The 18,990-nt window shown below is 68.8% G+C and carries 18 protein-coding genes; 13 read left to right on the forward strand and 5 right to left on the reverse strand.

The window, feature by feature from the left end; genetic code table 11:
• Positions 1–15 precede the first annotated feature (15 nt).
• The gene (locus BM417_RS12410) at positions 16–984 is read right to left on the reverse strand and encodes a helix-turn-helix domain-containing protein (protein ID WP_093591934.1); all 969 of its coding nucleotides are present in this window, start codon (positions 982–984) and stop codon (positions 16–18) included.
• A 142-nt stretch (positions 985–1,126) separates the two neighbouring features.
• Between BM417_RS12410 and BM417_RS12415 the strand changes: the two genes are divergently transcribed.
• The 5 genes from BM417_RS12415 to BM417_RS12435 all read left to right on the forward strand — a co-directional run bounded on the left by BM417_RS12415 (position 1,127) and on the right by BM417_RS12435 (position 7,042).
• On the forward strand, positions 1,127–1,771 hold the full coding sequence (locus BM417_RS12415; RefSeq protein WP_093591937.1) for a dTMP kinase: 645 nt from the start codon (positions 1,127–1,129) through the stop codon (positions 1,769–1,771).
• Between the two features lie 76 nt (positions 1,772–1,847).
• Positions 1,848–2,678 (forward strand): SAM-dependent methyltransferase, encoded by an 831-nt coding sequence (locus tag BM417_RS12420; RefSeq protein ID WP_218164454.1) that lies wholly within the window; start codon positions 1,848–1,850, stop codon positions 2,676–2,678.
• 185 nt (positions 2,679–2,863) lie between these two features.
• On the forward strand, positions 2,864–3,541 hold the full coding sequence (gene mtrA / locus BM417_RS12425; protein ID WP_030471262.1) for an MtrAB system response regulator MtrA: 678 nt from the start codon (positions 2,864–2,866) through the stop codon (positions 3,539–3,541).
• A 10-nt stretch (positions 3,542–3,551) separates the two neighbouring features.
• Positions 3,552–5,318 carry an MtrAB system histidine kinase MtrB gene (gene mtrB / locus BM417_RS12430; protein WP_093591940.1) on the forward strand — a complete coding sequence of 589 codons (1,767 nt, stop codon included), beginning with the start codon at positions 3,552–3,554 and terminating at the stop codon, positions 5,316–5,318.
• Positions 5,315–7,042, forward strand: coding sequence for an LpqB family beta-propeller domain-containing protein (locus tag BM417_RS12435; RefSeq protein ID WP_093591943.1), 1,728 nt, complete (start codon positions 5,315–5,317; stop codon positions 7,040–7,042). Before mtrB ends, BM417_RS12435 begins: the two co-directional genes overlap by 4 nt.
• Positions 7,043–7,442: 400 nt before the next feature.
• On the opposite strand, the gene BM417_RS12440 is transcribed toward BM417_RS12435, so the two are convergent.
• Complete coding sequence (locus tag BM417_RS12440; protein WP_093591946.1) at positions 7,443–8,060, reverse strand: ComF family protein; 618 nt, start codon at positions 8,058–8,060, stop codon at positions 7,443–7,445.
• 1,000 nt (positions 8,061–9,060) lie between these two features.
• On the opposite strand from BM417_RS12440, the gene hpf reads away from it, so the two are divergent.
• Together hpf and secA are read left to right on the forward strand one after the other, a co-directional pair.
• Positions 9,061–9,726, forward strand: coding sequence for a ribosome hibernation-promoting factor, HPF/YfiA family (gene hpf / locus BM417_RS12445; protein ID WP_093591948.1), 666 nt, complete (start codon positions 9,061–9,063; stop codon positions 9,724–9,726).
• A gap of 360 nt (positions 9,727–10,086) precedes the next feature.
• Positions 10,087–13,035, forward strand: coding sequence for a preprotein translocase subunit SecA (gene secA, locus BM417_RS12450; protein WP_093591951.1), 2,949 nt, complete (start codon positions 10,087–10,089; stop codon positions 13,033–13,035).
• Between the two features lie 65 nt (positions 13,036–13,100).
• Here the strand turns inward: secA and BM417_RS49155 are convergent, their stop codons facing one another.
• Positions 13,101–13,514, reverse strand: coding sequence for an Rv3235 family protein (locus BM417_RS49155; protein WP_245821879.1), 414 nt, complete (start codon positions 13,512–13,514; stop codon positions 13,101–13,103).
• Between the two features lie 66 nt (positions 13,515–13,580).
• Here BM417_RS49155 and BM417_RS49160 point away from each other — a divergent pair, with 66 nt between their 5' ends.
• Together BM417_RS49160 and BM417_RS12460 are read left to right on the forward strand one after the other, a co-directional pair.
• Positions 13,581–13,991: an HAD-IA family hydrolase gene (locus BM417_RS49160; protein WP_245821880.1), complete on the forward strand. Its 411-nt coding sequence runs from the start codon at positions 13,581–13,583 to the stop codon at positions 13,989–13,991.
• 84 nt (positions 13,992–14,075) lie between these two features.
• Positions 14,076–14,375, forward strand: coding sequence for a hypothetical protein (locus BM417_RS12460; protein WP_093591957.1), 300 nt, complete (start codon positions 14,076–14,078; stop codon positions 14,373–14,375).
• 5 nt (positions 14,376–14,380) lie between these two features.
• On the opposite strand, the gene BM417_RS12465 is transcribed toward BM417_RS12460, so the two are convergent.
• Complete coding sequence (locus BM417_RS12465; RefSeq protein ID WP_245821881.1) at positions 14,381–15,127, reverse strand: TrmH family RNA methyltransferase; 747 nt, start codon at positions 15,125–15,127, stop codon at positions 14,381–14,383.
• Positions 15,128–15,281: 154 nt separating this feature from the next.
• On the opposite strand from BM417_RS12465, the gene BM417_RS12470 reads away from it, so the two are divergent.
• The 4 genes from BM417_RS12470 (at position 15,282) to BM417_RS12485 (ending at position 18,165) form a co-directional block, all read left to right on the forward strand.
• Positions 15,282–15,518 carry a hypothetical protein gene (locus BM417_RS12470; RefSeq protein ID WP_093591963.1) on the forward strand — a complete coding sequence of 79 codons (237 nt, stop codon included), beginning with the start codon at positions 15,282–15,284 and terminating at the stop codon, positions 15,516–15,518.
• Between the two features lie 91 nt (positions 15,519–15,609).
• Positions 15,610–16,275 (forward strand): phosphotransferase, encoded by a 666-nt coding sequence (locus tag BM417_RS12475; protein WP_093591966.1) that lies wholly within the window; start codon positions 15,610–15,612, stop codon positions 16,273–16,275.
• Between the two features lie 10 nt (positions 16,276–16,285).
• Positions 16,286–17,677, forward strand: coding sequence for a WS/DGAT/MGAT family O-acyltransferase (locus BM417_RS12480; protein WP_093591969.1), 1,392 nt, complete (start codon positions 16,286–16,288; stop codon positions 17,675–17,677).
• Positions 17,674–18,165: a DUF6912 family protein gene (locus tag BM417_RS12485; RefSeq protein WP_093591972.1), complete on the forward strand. Its 492-nt coding sequence runs from the start codon at positions 17,674–17,676 to the stop codon at positions 18,163–18,165. Before BM417_RS12480 ends, BM417_RS12485 begins: the two co-directional genes overlap by 4 nt.
• On the opposite strand, the gene BM417_RS12490 is transcribed toward BM417_RS12485, so the two are convergent.
• Positions 18,162–18,989 carry a GNAT family N-acetyltransferase gene (locus BM417_RS12490; protein ID WP_245821882.1) on the reverse strand — a complete coding sequence of 276 codons (828 nt, stop codon included), beginning with the start codon at positions 18,987–18,989 and terminating at the stop codon, positions 18,162–18,164. The genes BM417_RS12485 and BM417_RS12490 overlap by 4 nt on opposite strands.
• Position 18,990: the final 1 nt, after the last annotated feature.

Genomic DNA, 18,990 nt, shown 5'->3' on the forward strand with positions numbered 1-18,990 from the left:
CCCCAGACCCCGGGCTCAGCTCCACTCGACGGCGATGCCCGCGATTCCCGGCCCGACGTCGCCGAAGTACGCGCTGACGACGCCGCCGAGCCCGCACACGAGCTCGTCGACGTCGACCGGCGTGGCGTCGGCCGAGGCCAGGAACTGCTTCATGCAGCGCGCGGGCATCGCGCGCCGGTGGAACGAGAGCTGCACGAGGTAAGAGCCGCACGTGTCGCGGAACGTCCGGTGGTGGCCCGGCGTCGCGCTGCCGGTGTCGTCGGCGATCGTGAAGCTGAAGACGTGCTCCTCGCCCGCCGCGAGCCGCCGGTCGAACAACATTTCCACGGCGAGGTTGTGGGAAGCGCTTTCCCGGCGCAGGCGCCCCTGCCGGCAGCCTTCGCCGGATCTCACCATCGCGTTCTCGATCAGCGAGCCTTCGTCGCCGTGGTGCATCGCGAGGTATCGGTCCGGTCCCTGCCGCACGGCGCGCACGACCAGCCGTGTGGTGATGGAGCGTTGCTCGCGGTGCATGCCTATCTGGACGGTGTCGTGCACCGAGAGCACTTCGAGGTCGGCGTTGCCTCGTGCCGCTTCTGGTACGGAGTCGAACGTCGCGAGCAACGGTGCGGGCTCCGGCCAGGTCGCGACCGGACGTGGCGCGTAGGTGTTCGCGGTGCGCGGGCCGATGAGGTCCAACAAGGACGATGGCGGCAAGCGCAGCACGGTCTCCAGCGCGCGCACTGTGCTGATGGCGCGTGGCACCTCGGGATGGCGCAGGCCGCGTTGCCAGTACGAGAGCGTCGACTGGCCCACTTGGACACCCAGTTGCTCAAGATGAGCGCGCAGTCGTGCGAGCGAGAGGCCACGGTGGGCGATCGCCTCGCGCAAAGCGCGGTGGAACGGCCCGTAGCGCAGCGTCTCGGCGAGAGGGGTCGGTAGACCCCCGGTCGGGAGCCCGATCGGTTCGTCGACCGACCCGGCGTGCCCGGAATCCGCGGCCACCGCGGCACCTACCCTTCACACGCGCCGTGTGACTGTTCACCGTAGTCACTCGTTCTGGTGATCGAAAGATCGGATTTCGCCCGTGTGGGGGACGTGCTGCGGCCGTGTGAGTGGCTGGGACCGCTCCCGTTAGGGTTTTGGCGTGGGAAAGCTCGTAGTGATCGAAGGCCTCGACGGTGCCGGCAAGCGCACTCTCGCCAACGGCTTGACCGAGGCGTTGGCCGCTCAGGGCAGGACCGTGGCCGGCCACGCGTTCCCGCGCTACGGCCAGAGCGTGCACGCGGACCTGGTCCGCGACGGCCTCTACGGCAGGCTCGGCGACCTCAGCGACTCGGTCTACGGGATGGCCGTCCTCTACGCGCTGGACCGGCGCGGCGCGGCCGACCAGATCCGGAAGGACCTCGAGGAGCACGACGTGGTGTTGCTCGATCGGTACGTGGCGTCGAGTGCCGCGTACAGCGCCGCGCGCCTGCACCAGGACGAGCACGGCGAGTTCGTGCGGTGGGTGCGCGAGCTGGAGATCGACCGGTTCGGGCTGCCCGTTCCCGACCTGCACCTGCTGCTGCGCGTGCCCGTGGAGGTCGCGGCCGAGCGGGCGGCCAAGCGCGAGCAGGACGACGATTCGCGGGCCCGCGACATCTACGAGTCCGATGGCTCGCTGCAGGCCCGGTGCGGTGTCGTTTACGACGGATTGGCGAAGATCGGCTGGCTCGCCCCCTGGCAAGTGGTCGACGGGCGGTCAAACGTGAACTTTCATTCGCTTCTGGAACCACTCTTCACTCCTTGAGTGGTCGCTCACGTGCGTACCGATTGACACGATCGAGTGTCCGGTAGGTAACGGTGAGTGAATAGGAGATCGTAATTTGAAGCGTGTCCTGCAGCGCCCTCCGGTCGGTGTCGCCCGTACGGCGGTGCTGATCGCTGCCGCCCGCGCCAACGAACAAGGTCATCTCCGCCGCCTCTTCGACGACCCACTGGCCGCAGGACTCGTGGAGGCCGCCGGCTCCGCGAGCGACCTGAACGGCGTCCGCAACCTCGCGGGCGATCACTTCGTCCTGCGCACCCGGTACTTCGACGACGAGCTCCTCGGCACGGCCCAGCCCCAGGTCGTGATCATGGCGGCGGGCCTCGACACAAGAGCGTTCCGGCTGCAGTGGCCGCCGGGCACAACAGTCTTCGAACTCGATCTGCCCGAGTTGATCGAGTTCAAGGAGGACGCTCTGCGCGAACAGCTCGCCCAGCCCGCCTGCGACCGCGTCGTCGTCCCGTGCGACCTGCGTGACGACTGGGCGACAGCGCTCATACGTGCAGGGTTCGACCCGAAGAGGCCCACGGCGTGGTTGCTGGAGGGCCTCTTCATGTTTCTGCCGCCGGACGCGGGCGAGCAGATCCTGTACTGGGTGAGCGCGATGTCCGCCCGCGGCAGCACGCTCGCACTCGAACACGTCAACCGCGCCTTCCGCGAGTTGCCGCAGATGAAGGCGGTGCATCAGCGGTTCGACGCGCTGGACGCCCGCTGGCAGTCCGACGTGGAGGACCCCGTCGAGTGGCTCGGCGGCTACGGCTGGGACGCCACGGTGACGCATCAGGTCGACCTGGCCGCGCGGCACGACCGCGCGGTGCCGGCGATCACCGACCCGCGGAAGGTGGGCGACGCGCGCATCTGGCTGGCCTCTGCCGTCCGCACGGCCTGAGAACACCCGGTAACGAAAGGTGATCCTCGCGCGGATACTCCCGCGACGAACAGGTCAAACGGGGCGAGGTGGGGTACGTGGAACGACAGTTCCGGCCGGTTACCGAACGAGCGCACATCGCCACCAGCAGCAACGGAACGTGGGCGGTGCGCGAACGTACGACCGGGAGTGCGACGATGTTGAGTATGAAGGCACGCGTGCTCGTCGTCGATGACGACCCCGCCCTGGCGGAGATGCTGACGATCGTGTTGCGCGGGGAGGGCTTCGACACCGCGGTGGTCGCCGACGGTGCCCGTGCCCTGCCCGCGCTGCGCGAGCTCAAGCCCGACCTGGTGCTGCTCGACCTGATGTTGCCGGGTATGAACGGCATCGACGTCTGCAAGGCGATCAGGTCCGAGTCGGGCGTGCCGATCGTCATGCTCACGGCGAAGAGCGACACGGTCGACGTGGTGCTGGGTCTCGAGTCCGGCGCGGACGACTACGTCGTCAAGCCGTTCAAGCCAAAGGAGCTGGTGGCCCGCATCCGGGCGCGCCTGCGCCGCACCGAGGCCGAGCCGTCCGAGGTCCTGCAGATCGGCGATCTCACGATCGACGTCCCCGGCCACGAGGTGCTGCGCGAGGGCAGGCCGATCCAGCTCACGCCGCTGGAGTTCGACCTCCTCGTCGCGCTGGCCCGCAAGCCGCGTCAGGTGTTCACCCGCGAGGTGCTGCTCGAGCAGGTGTGGGGTTACCGCCACGCCGCCGACACGCGCCTGGTGAACGTCCACGTGCAGCGGCTGCGTTCCAAGGTCGAACGGGACCCGGAACACCCCGAGGTGGTGTTGACTGTCCGCGGTGTCGGGTACAAGGCCGGCCCTCCGTGACAGGTGGCGTATGAAGTTCGTTCGGCCGGCCATCGCGAAGGCGCAGTTCCTCGTCGAGGAAGCGCGTAAGCGATGGTCCGCGTTTGGTGACCTCTGGCGTCGTTCGCTCCAGTTGCGCGTCGTCGTGTCCACGCTCGCGCTCTCGTCGGCCGTGGTGTTCGTACTGGGCATGGTGCTGCAGATGCAGATCACCAACCAGCTGCTGAACACCAAGGACGAGGCCGCGGTGCGCCAGGCCATGGCCTCGCGCAACCTGATCCAGTCCGATCTGGTCGGTCTGAATCCGGGCCCGGACAGCGTGCAGACGCGGTTCACCAGCGCGATCAACAAGCTCGCCGTCGGTGGCGCCGGTACGGACGCCACGACGGCGGGTGCCGGCGCGTTCGAACCGGTCCTGGCCGACGGGCTGGGCTCCGCCGGCGCCGGGCGCGTGCCGTCCGTCGGCAAGCTCGACGACGTGCCGCGCGGCCTGCGCGAGATGGTCGAGGACGGCGGCTCCGGCACTCAGATCCACACCGTGCAGCGCGACGGCGTGCAGACCACGTTGTTCGTCGTGGGCCTGCCCATCAGCACGTCCGCGCGCTCGATGCAGCTGTACCTGATCTTCCCGCTGACCGCCGAGCAGCGCACGGCCGAGGTCGTGCAGTCGACGCTCGCGGTCGGCGGCATCGTGCTGCTGGTCCTGCTCGCGCTCATCGCGAACCTGGTGACGCGCCAGGTGGTGCGGCCGGTGCGGCAGGCCGCCGAGGTCGCGGAACGGTTCGCGGACGGCACTTTGCACGAACGCATGCACGTCGTGGGCGAGGACGACGTGGCACGCCTGGCCGAGTCGTTCAACGAGATGGCCGAGTCGATCCAGGCGCAGTTCAAACAGCTGGAGGAGTTCGGCCAACTGCAGCGCCGGTTCACCTCGGACGTCTCGCACGAGCTGCGCACGCCGTTGACGACGGTGCGCATGGCCGCGGACGTCCTGCACGCCTCGCGCGAACAGTTCCCCGCCGGACTCGCCCGCTCCACCGAACTCCTGGTCGACGAGCTCGACCGGTTCGAGTCGCTGCTGGGCGACCTGCTGGAGATCTCCCGCCTGGACGCCGGCGTCGAGGAGCTCACCGCAGACCAGGTCGACATCCGCGTGCTGGCGCGCCGGGCGCACGACTCGGTGCGCGCGATCTCGACGAGCGCCGGTTCGCCGGTGGTGCTGGACCTGCCGGACGACGAGCTCGTCGCCGAGCTCGATTCCCGCCGCGTGGAACGGATTCTGCGCAACCTGCTGGCGAACGCCATCGACCACGGCGAGGGCCAGCCGGTCGAACTCACCATGCGCGGCAACGCCGACGCCGTCGCGATGACGGTGCGGGACCACGGCGTCGGCCTGCGCCAGGGCGAGGCCGAACTGGTGTTCAGCCGCTTCTGGCGCGCCGACCCGTCGCGCAACCGCCGCACCGGCGGCACCGGTCTCGGTCTGTCGATCTCGCTGGAGGACGCCCGGCTGCACGGCGGCTGGCTGGAGGCGTGGGGCGAGCCCGGCCACGGTGCCGTGTTCCGGTTGACGTTGCCCCGCAGGCACGGCGAGGAGCTGCGCGAGAGCCCGCTGCCGCTGGCGCCCGCGATCGAGCTGGAGCCCGTCGCAGTCGTGGAGGAGCCGATCGCCGACGAGGAGCCGGGCGAGATCGAGCTGCGGCCGGAGGAGATCACCTGGCAGCCCGCGGAGCCCGTCGACGGGACTCCCGCGGACAAGGCCAAGGCGGCGGACGAGGTTTCGGAGGAAGTGCGGTGAAGCGGCTGTCGTTGCTGGTGCTCGTCCTCGTGACCCTGACCGGGTGCGCCGCGATCCCGACGAACACCCAGCCGAAACCGATCGGGTCGAAGGACAGCAAGGCGTCCAACACCCCGGTCGCGCCGGAACCGCGCCAGAACATCGACCCGTTCATGCTCGTGCGCGACTTCCTCAACGCGACGGCGAACCCGGACAGCGACTACGCGGCGGCCCGCGCGTTCATGACGCCCGAGGCCAACAAGAACTGGGACACCAAGAACCCCACGATCATCGAGACCGGCTTCTCCACCGTGCCGACCTCGCAGGCGCCGCAGGACAAGACGCAGACCGTTCTCTTGCAGGGCAACTACGTCGGCCGGCTGGGCAGCGACAACGCGTTCGTGCCGCAGCTCGGCGAGTTCCGCATCCCGGTGAAGGTCGAGCGCACCAGCGACAACCAGTGGCGGATCTCCGAGCCGCCACTCGGCGTCTACATGCCGCAGAACCTGTTCAACACCACCTACCGCAGGGTGACGCTGTACTTCTACAACCCCGAGTTCACCGTGCTGGTGCCGGATCCGCGCTACGTCGTGATCCCGCCGGCGACGAGCATCCCGACGCGCGTCACCGAACTGCTGATCGCGGGCCCCGGTGACGCGGTGCGCGACACGCTGGTGAGCGCCCTCGGCACGGAGACCGAGAAGTTCGAGGACACCAGGGAGTCCGACGACGGCGCGTTGGAGGTGAACCTCACCAACGTGGGCAAGGACCTGACGCCGGAGAAGCGCAAGCAGATCGTGGCGCAGGTCGTGAAGTCGTACTCGGGCGTCACCTCGTCGCGGGTGCGCGTGCTCGTCGACGGCCAGCAGATCCTGCCGGACCAGCGCGACTATCGGCCGTCCGACGTGTCGGCGACCGCGGGTGAGGCGTTGCTGGCGCTGAATGCGAACCTCCAGGGCATGCTCGTGGCGGACGGGTCGATCAAGTCGCTGACCGACGGCAACCCGATCAAGGGCCCCGCCGGCGCGGGTGCCTACGGCGCCGTGTCGGCAGCGCAGTCCCTCGACGGCTCCCGGCTCGCCGTGGTGTCGCGTGCGGACGGCGGAATGCGTCTGCGCGTGGGTGAGCTGGAGCAGGACCTGTCCGAAGTGGACCAGCGCGCGACCACGCTCTCCAGACCGACGTGGCAGCTCTCGACCGGCCCCGGCACCGAGGTCTGGACGGCCGTGGACGGCACCTCGGTCGCCCGCGTGACCCGCTCCGACAACGGCAGCTGGACCGCCAAGGGCGTCAACATCACCGACATCGTGCCGTTCGGCTCGATCAGCGAACTGCGCCTGTCCCGCGACGGCACGAGGGCCGCGCTGGTGATCGCCGGCAAGCTCTACATCGCGTCGGTGGTGCGCAACAACCAGGACGTGGCCCTGCGCTCACCCCGGCAGCTGCAGCCGTCGATCCTGGACGGGTCCGTGCAGTCGATCGACTGGCTCTCCCAGGACGTGCTGGTGGTCTCCTCCTCGCTGCCCGCGTGGCCGGTCACCAAGATCTACACCGACGGCTACAAGATGGACCGCTACAGCCAGTCGAACCTCACCGTGCCGGTGAGATCGGTGGCGGCGGCCGCGGCGCGTCAGGTGCAGGTGATCGACCCTTCCGGGCTGTGGTCGGCTTCGGACATCACGGACGTGTGGAAGTCGAGCGCGATCCGGGTGCCGGAAGGCGCGCTGGTGTTCTACCCGGGCTGACTCGGCCTGGGCGCGCGCGGTTGGGCTGACGGCAGCCGGGTTCGGGTGGGTGGGCTGACGCCGGCGGGCGGGTGCGCGGTTGGGCTGGCGTAGCAGGGCCTGAGATGGGCGGGCTGACGCCAGCGGCCGATGGCGGTTGGTCTGGCGTGGTTGGCGCGACTCGGTCGCCGTCGGTGTCGGCTGGTCGACTCCGTCGGCGTCGGTGTGGGCTGGTCGATCCGGTTGGGCTGGAGTTGCAGGACCTGAGGTCGGCGGACAGGTCTGATCGAGGTCGTCTCCGCCATTGGAACCGGTCGTCGTGGTGTCGGCGAGGTCAGAGCCGGGCCGAATCGACGTGTGGCCGTGGCGGCAGCAAGCCGTTCCCGTGCCCGCCGAAGCCCGAAGCCCGAAGCCCAGGGCCCTACTGCCCTGGCCGATGCGGCCGGGCCGAGGTCAGCACGAGGACCGCGTTCGTGCGCACTCCCGCCTGGCGTAAGGCGCGAACGCACGCTGACGCCGTGGCGCCGGTGGTGATCACGTCGTCCAGCAGCACCGTGGTGCCCGGCGGCGCCGGACCGCACACCTCCACTCGCCCGGCCAGGTTGCGTCTGCGCGCGATCGCGGTCAGGCCCACGGAATCGGCCACGCCCGGTGCGAGCCGGAGTACCGGTGCGACGGTGGCGATGTCCGTCTCCCGGGCGATCCGGAGCATGTGGTCGCCGCCGCGGTCCCGCGCGGCACTGCGGCGGGAGGGCGCTGGGATGAGCGTCCACGGTGGAGGGCCGACCGCGACCAGGGCGACCGCGACGAGGGCGCCGAACCACGCTGCGAGGGCTCGTGCGCCTCGTTCCTTGAAGGCCAGCACAAGTTCCCTCGCGGTGCCGTGATAGGCCGCCAGCGTCCACACAGGCGGCCCCACACCGGGTACCTGGAGTCGTGCGGGCGGGCCGAAGCCGTCGAGGCACGTGACGCAGCAGGCGGTGCCGGCTACGCCGCAGCCGGAGCAGGTGGCTGGCAGGAGCAGGTCGAAAGCTGTCATGGGATCAGGATGGCGGCGAGGTCTGACAGAAAATCGAGGCTGGGACCGGGGAGCGTCCTAATCGGGCCGCGAAACGGGACGGGCGGGGACTTTCGGCACCGCCCACAAGGGTGAAGTTGCGGTGGCGATGTCGATCTCCGGCGCGGTCGCGGCGGGCGAAAAACCCCAGTTCGGCGCGCGTTCTGTGACGATGCCCCAAGATCTTGTAACTCGTTTCGCCCCGTTTGTCCCAACCTCTGTTGAGCCGACGTTTCAGAACTGAGGCGTCCGCACGTCGGGACGTCGATCAAGGTCCCCGTGGGGCGGCGATCGCCTCGAGGGGTGACCCGAAGACGGGCGTCTCACACCCGCCCGTAGTTAACGATTATTCACGTATGGAGCTGACCAGCGGTTATTCATTGGAATGCCGGTACGTCCCGTCACGACGGTGATCGACTGCCTTGTCCTCCATTGGGCGAAATCCCCCGTTCAGCCGGGCGTGACAGGGCCGTGATCGGGTATCGGGGCCCCTCAGTTCCGTTGGAAGAAGTGCGTCAGGCGTCCGCGGAGTGGTTCGGAATCGATCTCTTCCAGGTTTCGGGAACATGACGCGGGGGTCGCCCGTTGGCTGGGTATGAGGCCGCGACTGGACCCGTTCGACGCAGCGAGACTGCCGTCGAGTGCCGGTCGGGCCGTGCGCCGTTCGGGTGAGCGAGGTGCTGTGGGGTTTGGTTCGGAGCACGCTCGGGAAACGCATGGCAACGCGCTGTCGTCGCGCTGCGTAGTCACCAAAAAATCTCGTTGTTCCCCCGGCAAGGGGGCTTACGCGACGGTGAATCCCAAGCTAACGTGCACCGCTATCAGCGTTCCCGGCCCTCGGGGAGGAGGCGAACAGCCCATGATCCTGGCGCCGTGAGAGCTGAGGGAGACGACCCTCTGCGACACATCCGCGATCCAAGATCGCCACGGCGCTTTTAAAGCAGTCCAGCCATAGCTCGCAGCAAAGCGAGGGAGGTCGTGTATGGACATCGTCGTTAAGGGCCGCAACGTCGAGGTGCCCGATCACTACAGGGTGCACGTCGCCGAAAAGCTGGCCCGGCTTGAGCGCTACGACCGCAAGGTCATCCGCTTCGACGTGGAGCTTTTCCACGAGCCGAACCGCCGACAGTCGAAGAACTGCCAGCGGGTCGAAATCACCGGCAAGGGACGTGGACCCGTGGTCCGTTCCGAAGCCTGCGCGGGTGACTTCTACGCCGCGCTCGATTCTGCGGTCGCGAAGCTCGAGAACCGTCTGCGTCGGTCACACGACCGCAGGCGCGTCCACCACGGGGCCCGCGCCCCGATCTCGGTGGCCGAAGCGACAAGCGGACTGGTTGACCAGTCCGCCGGCGAAAGCATGACGTCGCGCCGCGCCAAGACCGCGGTGCTCGACGCACCCGAGGCCGACTACGAGGGCATGGCGGAAGTGCCCACGCAGCGTTGGGACGACGGCCTCGAAGACAAGTTGCCCGGACGCGTCGTACGCGAAAAGGAGCACGCCGCCAAACCGATGACCGTCGACCAGGCCCTCTACGAGATGGAACTGGTCGGACACGACTTCTACCTGTTCGCCGACACCGAATGCGGACGCCCGAGTGTCGTCTACCGCCGGAAGGGATTCGACTACGGCGTGATCAGGCTGGCCTGACCCGCCCACCACGTTCCTTCGACCGCCGCCGCCCCGCACCCCTCGCGTGCGGGGCGGCGGCGTGCGTCTACCGCCGGTCGGACTCATCTCGTGCCGTGACGTTCACCGTCAAGGTGAAATCGGCCGGACCAGGAACCTTTACGCCGGCCTCATACGTTCTCCACACCAGTAGCCGAGGTGGGGGCACCGTCGACAGGTGGCCTGGGAAGAACGCAGAAACGGCACCTGACCTGCGCAGACCAGGTCGGGCCAGCCAATCCGCCTGTGTCCGTGCACACATCTTGGCGACTTGCCTACGATGGGCAGGGGAAAGGCGTCCGACGTGGGCGCGCCGCGATACAGGTGATGAGGTCTATCCAGATGGTGCTGTCCCGACTGCTCCGCTCCGGCGAGGGCAAGATGCTCAAGCGCCTCCGCAACATCGCACAGCACATCAACCACCTGGAAGACGAGGTGGTGGACCTCTCCGACGCCGAGTTGCGGGGCAAGACCGAGGAGTTCCGGAAGCGCTACGCCGAGGGCGAGTCGCTGGACGAGCTGCTGCCGGAGGCGTTCGCCGTGGCCCGTGAGGCCGCGAAGCGCACCCTCGGCCAGCGCCCCTACGACGTTCAGCTCATGGGTGGCGCGGCGCTGCACCTCGGCCAGATCTCCGAGATGCGCACGGGTGAGGGCAAGACGCTGACCTCGGTCATGCCCGTCTACCTCAACGCCATCGCCGGCAAGGGCGTCCACGTCATCACCACGAACGACTACCTGGCCAAGCGCGACGCGGACTGGATGGGCCGTGTTCACCGCTTCCTGGGCATGTCCGTCGGCGCGATCCTCTCCGAGATGACGCCGGAGCAGCGGCGCGCGTCCTACAACTCGGACATCACCTACGGCACGAACAACGAGTTCGGCTTCGACTACCTGCGCGACAACATGGCGTGGAGCCTGGACGAGTGCGTGCAGCGCGGCCACTACTTCGCGATCGTCGACGAGGTCGACTCGATCCTCATCGACGAGGCCCGCACGCCGCTGATCATCTCCGGCCCCGCCGAGCAGTCGGCCCGCTGGTACACGGAGTTCGCGCGGCTGGTCCCGCGGATGCGCGGCATCGACGTCACCCAGCTCTCCCAGAAGGACCGCATCGAGGTCATCGAGGAGAAGTCGAAGTCGTTCCACTACCAGTACGACGAGAAGAAGCGCACGGTCGCCGTCACCGAGCTCGGTGTGGAGTTCATCGAGGACCAGCTCGGCATCGACAACCTGTACGAGGCGGCGAACACGCCGTTGGTGGGCTACCTGAACAACGCCCTCAAGGCGAAGGAGCTCTACAACCGCGACAAGGACTACATCCTCCGCAACGGTGAAGTCATGATCGTCGACGAGTTCACGGGTCGTGTTCTCTCCGGTCGCCGTTACAACGAGGGCATGCACCAGGCCATCGAGGCCAAGGAGAACGTCGAGATCAAGGCGGAGAACCAGACCCTCGCCACGATCACGCTCCAGAACTACTTCCGCCTGTACGAGAAGCTCGGCGGCATGACCGGTACCGCCGAGACCGAGGCGGCCGAGTTCCACCAGACCTACAAGCTGGGCGTCGTCCCGATCCCGACGAACCGCCCGCCGCAGCGCAAGGACCAGCCCGACCTCGTCTACAAGAGCGAGGAGGCGAAGTTCGAGGCCGTCGCCGACGACATCGCCGAGAAGCACGAGCAGGGCCAGCCGGTCCTGATCGGCACGACGAGCGTCGAGCGCTCTGAGTACCTCTCGAAGCTGTTGGTGCGCAAGGGAATCCCGCACGAGGTGCTGAACGCGAAGCACCACGACCGCGAGGCGCTGATCATCGCGAAGGCGGGCCGCAAGGGCGCCGTCACCGTCGCGACGAACATGGCCGGTCGCGGTACCGACATCGTGCTGGGCGGCAACCCGGACATCATCGCCGACCACGAGCTGCGTGACCGCGGCCTCGACCCGGTGACCACGCCGGAGGAGTACGAGGCCGAGTGGGCCAAGGTCGTCGAGGAGCTGACGACGCAGGGCAAGGCCGAGGCCGACGAGGTCCGCGAGGCCGGCGGTCTCTACGTGCTCGGCACCGAGCGCCACGAGTCGCGCCGCATCGACAACCAGCTCCGCGGCCGCACCGGCCGTCAGGGCGACCCCGGTGAGTCGCGCTTCTACCTGTCCCTTCAGGACGAACTGATGCGCCGCTTCAACGCGTCCATGGTCGAGATGGTCATGACGCGCCTGAACGTGCCGGACGACGTGCCGATCGAGCACAAGATGGTCACTCGCGCCATCCGCAGCGCGCAGACCCAGGTCGAGCAGCAGAACTTCGAGATCCGCAAGAACGTCCTCAAGTACGACGAGGTCATGAACCGCCAGCGCACGGTGATCTATGCCGAGCGCCACCGCGTTCTCGCCGGTGAGGACCTGCGCGAGCAGGTCGAGCACATGATCGTGAGCGTCGTCGAGGAGTACGTCAACGGCGCCACCGCCGACGGCTACGCCGAGGACTGGGACTTCGAGAAGCTCTGGACCGCTCTCAAGACCCTCTACCCGGTCTCGCTGGACGCGAAGGAGATCCTCGAGTCCGATGAGGACGTGACGCGCGAGTACCTGCGCGACCTCCTCGTCGAGGACGCGATGAACGCCTACCGCGCCCGCGAGGCCGACATCGACAGCCGGGTCGGCGAAGGCGCCATCCGTGAGCTGGAGCGCCGCGTCCTGCTGTCCGTCCTGGACCGCAAGTGGCGCGAGCACCTCTACGAGATGGACTACTTGAAGGAGGGCATCGGCCTGCGCGCGATGGCGCAGCGCGACCCCCTCATCGAGTACCAGCGCGAGGGCTTCGAGATGTTCAACGCGATGCTCGACGCGTTGCGCGAGGAGACCGTCGGCTTCCTGTTCAACCTCCAGGTCGAAGCGGCCGAACCGGAGCCCGCCGCCGAGCCCGAGGTCCCCGTGGCCCTGGGTGCGGCCCCGCAGGCTCTCCCGCAGGTCTCCGGCAACGGCGGTGGCGGCGGTGCCCGCGCTCGTGCCCGTGCCGCGGCGGCCGCGCAGCAGCAGGCGCAGCGCGAGCCCGAGGCCCCCGCGGGCCCGGCCATGGCCCAGCTGGCCAGCGGCAACGCCATCCCGCCCGCCCTGCGAGGCAAGGGTCTCGGTGGCCCCGCCCAGCAGAACCTGAACTACAGCGGCCCGGCGGAGGACGGCGGCGTGGAAGAGCACGCCGAGGCAGGCGGCGCGGCCGGCCAGCAGGGCGGCACCCGCAAGGAGCGCCGTGAGGCGGCCCGTCAGGCGGCGAAGAACCAGCGCAAGACCCGCTGACCCGCACCACCACCGCGTGGGCCGTGTTCCTCAGGGAACGCGGCCCACGCGGCTTTTTGTGGCCTTCACTCCAGCACCGTGAACGAGGTGAACCACCACCTCCCGCCCCGGTGCTCGGCCCGACCGGCCACGGCCAGCGCCCGTCCCTCCCTCCGCACGGTCACCGAGACCTCGGCCACGAACCGGGACGGATGACAGACCCTGGGCACCCGGACCATCCGCGTGGTCCGGGGGCGGACCAGTCCGCCCAGCCGTGTGGCCAGAACGGGCACCGCCACCTCCCGCAGCAGCCGGGCGGCACGTCGCCCGTCCAGCACCTCCAGCACGATCCCGACGAGCCGGGAAGCGTCGAACACGGGCGAGGGCGGTTCCGGCACCGGAACCCAGATGGGCCTGGGCCGCGGCCGGGGAATCACGAAGCCGCCGGCGACACCGACCGGAGGCTCGTAGGCGGGCAGACGACGAACTACTGGGGGCATGCCGAACATGGCGCGCCGACAACGACTTCAGGACACCCTGCACCCGAAAGTGGGTACCGTCCCCACGTGCTCAAAGCCCTGGTGCTCGACTACGGCGGCGTCCTGACCGACCCCGGCGAGGACAACCCCGCCGAACCTCCGCTGCTCACCGCGCTGCGCAAAGCGAAGCTGAACGGCCTCAAGACCGCGTTGCTGTCCAACGCGGACGGGTGGTGGCACCCGCCGACCGTCTACACCGGCCTGTTCGACGCCGCGATCGTCTCCGGCGAGGTCGGGCTCGCGAAGCCGGACACCGAGATCTACCTGCTCACGGCGCGGAAGCTGGGCCTCGAACCCCGGGAGTGCGTCTTCGTGGACGACCTCGCGGTCAACGTCCGGGGCGCTGCCGAGGCGGGCATGGTCGGTGTCCACCATCGGTCGACACGGTCCACCCTCGAGGAGCTGGAAATCCTGCTAGCGATCGCGCTCCGCGATTGAGGGTTCACCCCGCCGCGCATTGCCCCAAATTCGGCAACGCACTACCGTCGATTTGGTCAGCAGTCGGAATGCTTAGGGGAGAAAATGCGAAGAATTGTCGCTTGTGTTGCAGTCGCCATTGCAGCCACGGCAATTGCATCACCCGCGCAGGCACAGGAACGCGGTTGCTACGAGGATTACCTGCGGGACGGGCGCACCGTCGAGGTCTTCTGCGACGAGGGCAGGCCGGGGCGCTTCCGGGCCGTCGCGCACTGCACGAACGGCCTGGGCGTCTGGGACCAGTACGGGACGATCGGCCGGGTCAGGGGCGAGCCGTCGGTCGCAGCGTGCACGTCACTGCTGGGCTACCCGAGGGTCAACGGGTACCACGTCGACTGGATCTGAGCGGGTCACTGGGCTCGGCGCACGAGTTCGAAGCAGAGCACGGCCGCCGCTGACGCGACATTCAGCGATTCCACGCCTGCCGCCATCGGAATCGAGAGCCAGGACGTGATGTGTGGACGCACGTCGTCGGTGATTCCGGACGTTTCGCTACCCAGTACGAATGCGGCGCGCGAAGAAAAAGACGCGGAATAAATCGTGTCGGACGCGTGGGAATCCAGCGCGTAAAGCGGATAGCCGGACGCGCGCAACAAAGCCGAGGCCTCCGCCGAGGTGCCGCAGCGCAGCACGGGCGCTCGGAAAGCCACTCCGGCGGAGGCCTTCACCACGAGCGGGTCGATCGAGGCGACGCCTCGGCGCGGTACCACGATGCCGTCGATGCCCGCGGCGGTCGCGGTGCGCAGGATCATGCCGACGTTCGCGGGTGTGGTGATGCCGTCCAGCACCAGCACGGACTTCAGGCCGCCCTCTTCCAACGCCAGCGCCAACGGCTTCATGCGCGGCGCCACGACGTCGGCGAGCACGCCCTGGTCCTGCTTGCCGTTGCCGGCCAGCACCTTCACGCGCTGCGCGGTCGCACGCTGCACCTGGACCCCACGCGAACGGGCGGCGTCGATGATCTCGTGCGCGGCCGCGCCTCGGGCCGTGTCGGCGAGCACCACCTTGTCCACCGTGAGCGCCGGGTCGTCCAGCGCTTCCAGCACTGGCTTGCGGCCGTAGACGGTGACGAAGCGGTCCTTGGGCGAGATCTCCACGGGAAGAGGGTGCCAGACGGCGGTCTGAGCCCAGGCGCCCGGCAGCCGCACCATTCCTGACCAGCGCGAATACGTTCACTCGAACGTGTTTCTCGGGCAGGGCAAGCGATTCCGCGCGTAGCGTCGATGTTCCCACCGCGGAATCGAGGACGCCATGCCCACTCACCAGCACGAGCCCGGCGCCAGACCCGAGGACGTCGCCAACTGGGCCGCCGACACGCTCGACACCGGTTTCGGTGACGGCATGGGTCAGGCGATGAAGGTGCTCGGTGAGGCGATCGGGATGGTCGTCGTCGGCCAGGCGAACGGCCGTCGCGTGCCGCTGTTGGAGGAGGACGACAACGTCTTCGGGCTCGACTGCAAGGCCGCGCCGCCCGTGATCGGCTTGTGAAGGGGCCGGCACACAGGGCTCAAACGGGTGAAGAGCTCCACTAGAGCCGTTCGGCCCTTGTGTTTCGGATCATATCGATGATGATCGTCACATGACGGCAGGTATGCGCAGCGTCGCGCAACGTCAACATCTCGCGAGCGGTCAGGACTCGGATGTGTTCATCCGGTCGGACGGGCTGCTCGTCAAACGCACGCGCACTGGCCGTGACCTGCGGCGCGAGGCCGAGATGATGTCGTATCTGAGCGGCTTCGGCATCCCGGTGCCGCGCGTCCACGACTGCACCGCCGACGAGCTCGTGATGCAGTACGTGCCCGGCCCGCGGATGTCCGAGGAGATCGGCCGCAAGCCGTGGCTCGCGGGCAGCCTCGGCGCGGAGCTCGCCGACCTGCACCACCGGCTCGACGTCATCCCGGCACCGGACTTCCTGAGCGGCGAGGGTGACCTCCTGCACCTCGACCTGCACCCCGGCAACGTCGTGCTCGGCCCGGAAGGGCCCGTGGTGCTCGACTGGGCGAGTGCGACCAAGGGCGACCGCAGGCTCGACGTGGCGCTCAGCTGGGTCTCGCTCGCCGTCGCCCATCTCGCGCCGGTCATGAAGCTCACGCGGTGGCGGTTCCTGCGGTCGTTCATGGCGAACGTGGACCCGGAGGCGAAGGACGCTATCCCGGAGGCCGCGCGCATCCGGCTCGCCCGCCACGACCGTGATCCGCGCGAACGTGCCGCACTTCAGAAGTTGATGGACCGCGAACGCCACTAGGCTAGGTCGTATGCCGGACCGACTGTCAGCGCTGGACGCCTCGTTCCTGTACCTGGAGGACTCCACGACGCCGATGCACGTCGGTGGCGTGGCGGTGTTCCGCCGGCCCAAGGCCGGATTCGACTACGACAAGCTCGTCGACCTCATCGAGCAACGCCTCAGCCTCGTGCCGCGCTACCGGCAGAAGGTCGTGCAGGTCCCGGGCCGCATCGCGCGCCCGGTCTGGGTGGACGACCCGGACTTCGACGTCACTTACCACGTGCGCCGGTCCGCGCTGCCCAAACCGGGCAACGAGACGCAGCTGGACGACCTGGTCGCGCGCCTGATGTCGCGCCCGCTCGACCACTCCCGCCCGCTGTGGGAGATCTACCTGGTCGAGGGGCTGGAGAAGAACCAGACCGCGGTCATCACCAAGACCCACCAGGCCATGATCGACGGCATCGCGTCGCTGGAGATCGGCCAGGTCATGCTGGACGTGTCGCCGACGCCGCGCACGAACGTCGAGAACCTCTGGATGCCGCAGCCGGAGCCCAGCTCGTTGCAGCTCGTGGCCGACGCGGTCACCGACATCGTGCAGCGCCCCGGTGAGCTCGTTGAGAACGTCCGCAGCGCGGCCCTCGACACCGTCAACACGGTCGAGAAGGTCTTCAACGCGTTCGGCGTGCTCGCCTCGGCCGTCCTCACCGTCGCGACGCCCGCGTCCGGCAGCCCGCTGAACGTCCGGATCACCTCGCCGCAGCGCCGGTTCGCCGTCGCCCGCGCCCAGCTCGACGACCTGCGCGCCATCCGCAAGCAGCACGGCGGCACCGTCAACGACGTGGTGCTCGCGGCGCTGAGCGGGGCCCTGCGCAACTGGCTGCTCAGTCGCGGCGAGAACGTCACCGGCAGCACCACGATCCGCGCGATGGCGCCTCTGTCCGTCCGCGAGACCGACCCGGACTCCGGCAACAACGTGAGCGCCTACCTGGTCGATCTGCCGGTCGGCGAACCGAACCCGGTCGTGCGCCTGCACCACGTGAGTCACGCGATGCGCGCCCACCAGGAGTCCGGCCAGTCCGTCGCCGCCGACGCGCTGGTGAAGGTCTCCGGCTTCGCGCCGCCGACGCTGCACGCACTCGGCGCACGTGCCGCCAGTTCGTTCAGCCGCCGGCTGTTCAACGTGATCGTCACCAACGTTCCGGGCCCGCAGGTTCCCCTGTACGCGGCGGGCGCGAGAATGACCGAGATCTTCCCGGTCGTCCCGCTCGCCAAGAACCAGGCGCTGGCCATCGGGGTGACGTCGTACGACGGCGGTGTTTACTTCGGTTTGAACGGCGACCGCGACGCCATGTCCGATGTGGACGTTCTCGCGACCATGGTCGAGGAGTCGGTGGAGGAACTGATGGGGACGGCGAGCGCATGAGGGTCTACATCCCGGCCACGGTGCCGATGCTGCGCGCGTTCGTCGACAGCGGCGAACTGGCGCCGGTCACCGGCACGGCGTTCGCGCTGACGCCAGCGCTGCGCGAGTCCTACGCGGCGGGCGACACCGAGGAACTGGAGTACTCGGCGATGCTCGATGCCGCACGGGCTTCCCTGCGGTTGCTGGCTGCCGACGAGAAGGCGGAGCCGCGTCGCGCGGTGATCGCGGTGGACATGGAGGACGTGACGCTGCGTCCTGACCTCGACTTCTCGGTCGTGAAGGTCGGAGGTTCGTTCACGATGAAGGACGTCGCCGCCGTCCATCTCGACACGGCAGAGGCCGAGCAGGACGTGCGCGCGGCGGTGGAGGTCATCGACGCCGCCGACCTCGGCGACCCGGACGCGGAGTTCGCCCTGGGCAGCGCCGAGGACCACGAACTGGCCTGGTACGCGGCGCAGGAACTGCCGTTCGTGCTGGAGCTGCTCTAGTCCCGGCGCTGGTCGTGCACCTCGGGCAGCGGGTCGAAGCCGGCTGCCCGATAGGTGGCGACGGCGCCGACGTTCGAGCTCGGCGTGCAGACGAGCGCGCTCGACGAGCCGAGTTCGCGCAACGCCGCCGCTCCGGCGACGGTGATCGCCTTGCCGAACCCCCTGCCCCGATGGTCGTGGTGCACGCCCATCGGTTCGATCAGCCCGGGCCTGCCAGGGCCCGCCGACCACACGGTTATCGCTGCCACGGCGTCGCCTCGGTCGAAAGCGACCAGGCTCCGGGCGTCGGCGTACGGCGAGCCGACCGCCATCGCGTGCCAGCGCTCCTCGGTGAACGTCGACTTCTCGAACGACGCCCGGAGCACGGCGGCGTACACATCAGCGTGATCATGTCCGATGACCTCGATCCGCACATCGGGATCCGGTACGGGGGCACCGAGATCACGGCGCAGCGGCGTCCACGGCACGTCGGACTGCCAGCCGCGTTCGAACATCAGCTCCTGGAACCGCGTGCCGCGCGGGGACTCGACGTACACCGTCCCGGCGGGAAGGACACCGCGATCGGGAGTGCGGATGTCGTCGGCCAGGCGCCGCGCCAGTTCCTCGTCCTGCCGGGCGTCCGGCGCGATCGTGAACCGCAGCAGGTCGGCGCCGTCCAGCAGCCCGACGGCGACGATCTGCCCGTCGCCGCGCCAGATCCGGACCGCCGCGTTCGCTTCCTGGAGACCGAAACGCCGGTACCAGCCCAGATCTCCCGGATGCAGCTGGAACGGCTGGTCGTCGCGTTGCCACTCTCGCAACGCGTGGACGGCCTCGTCGAACACG

The sequence above is a fragment of the Lentzea waywayandensis genome, from assembly GCF_900115955.1.
GTDB classification, from domain to species: Bacteria; Actinomycetota; Actinomycetes; order Mycobacteriales; family Pseudonocardiaceae; genus Lentzea; species Lentzea waywayandensis.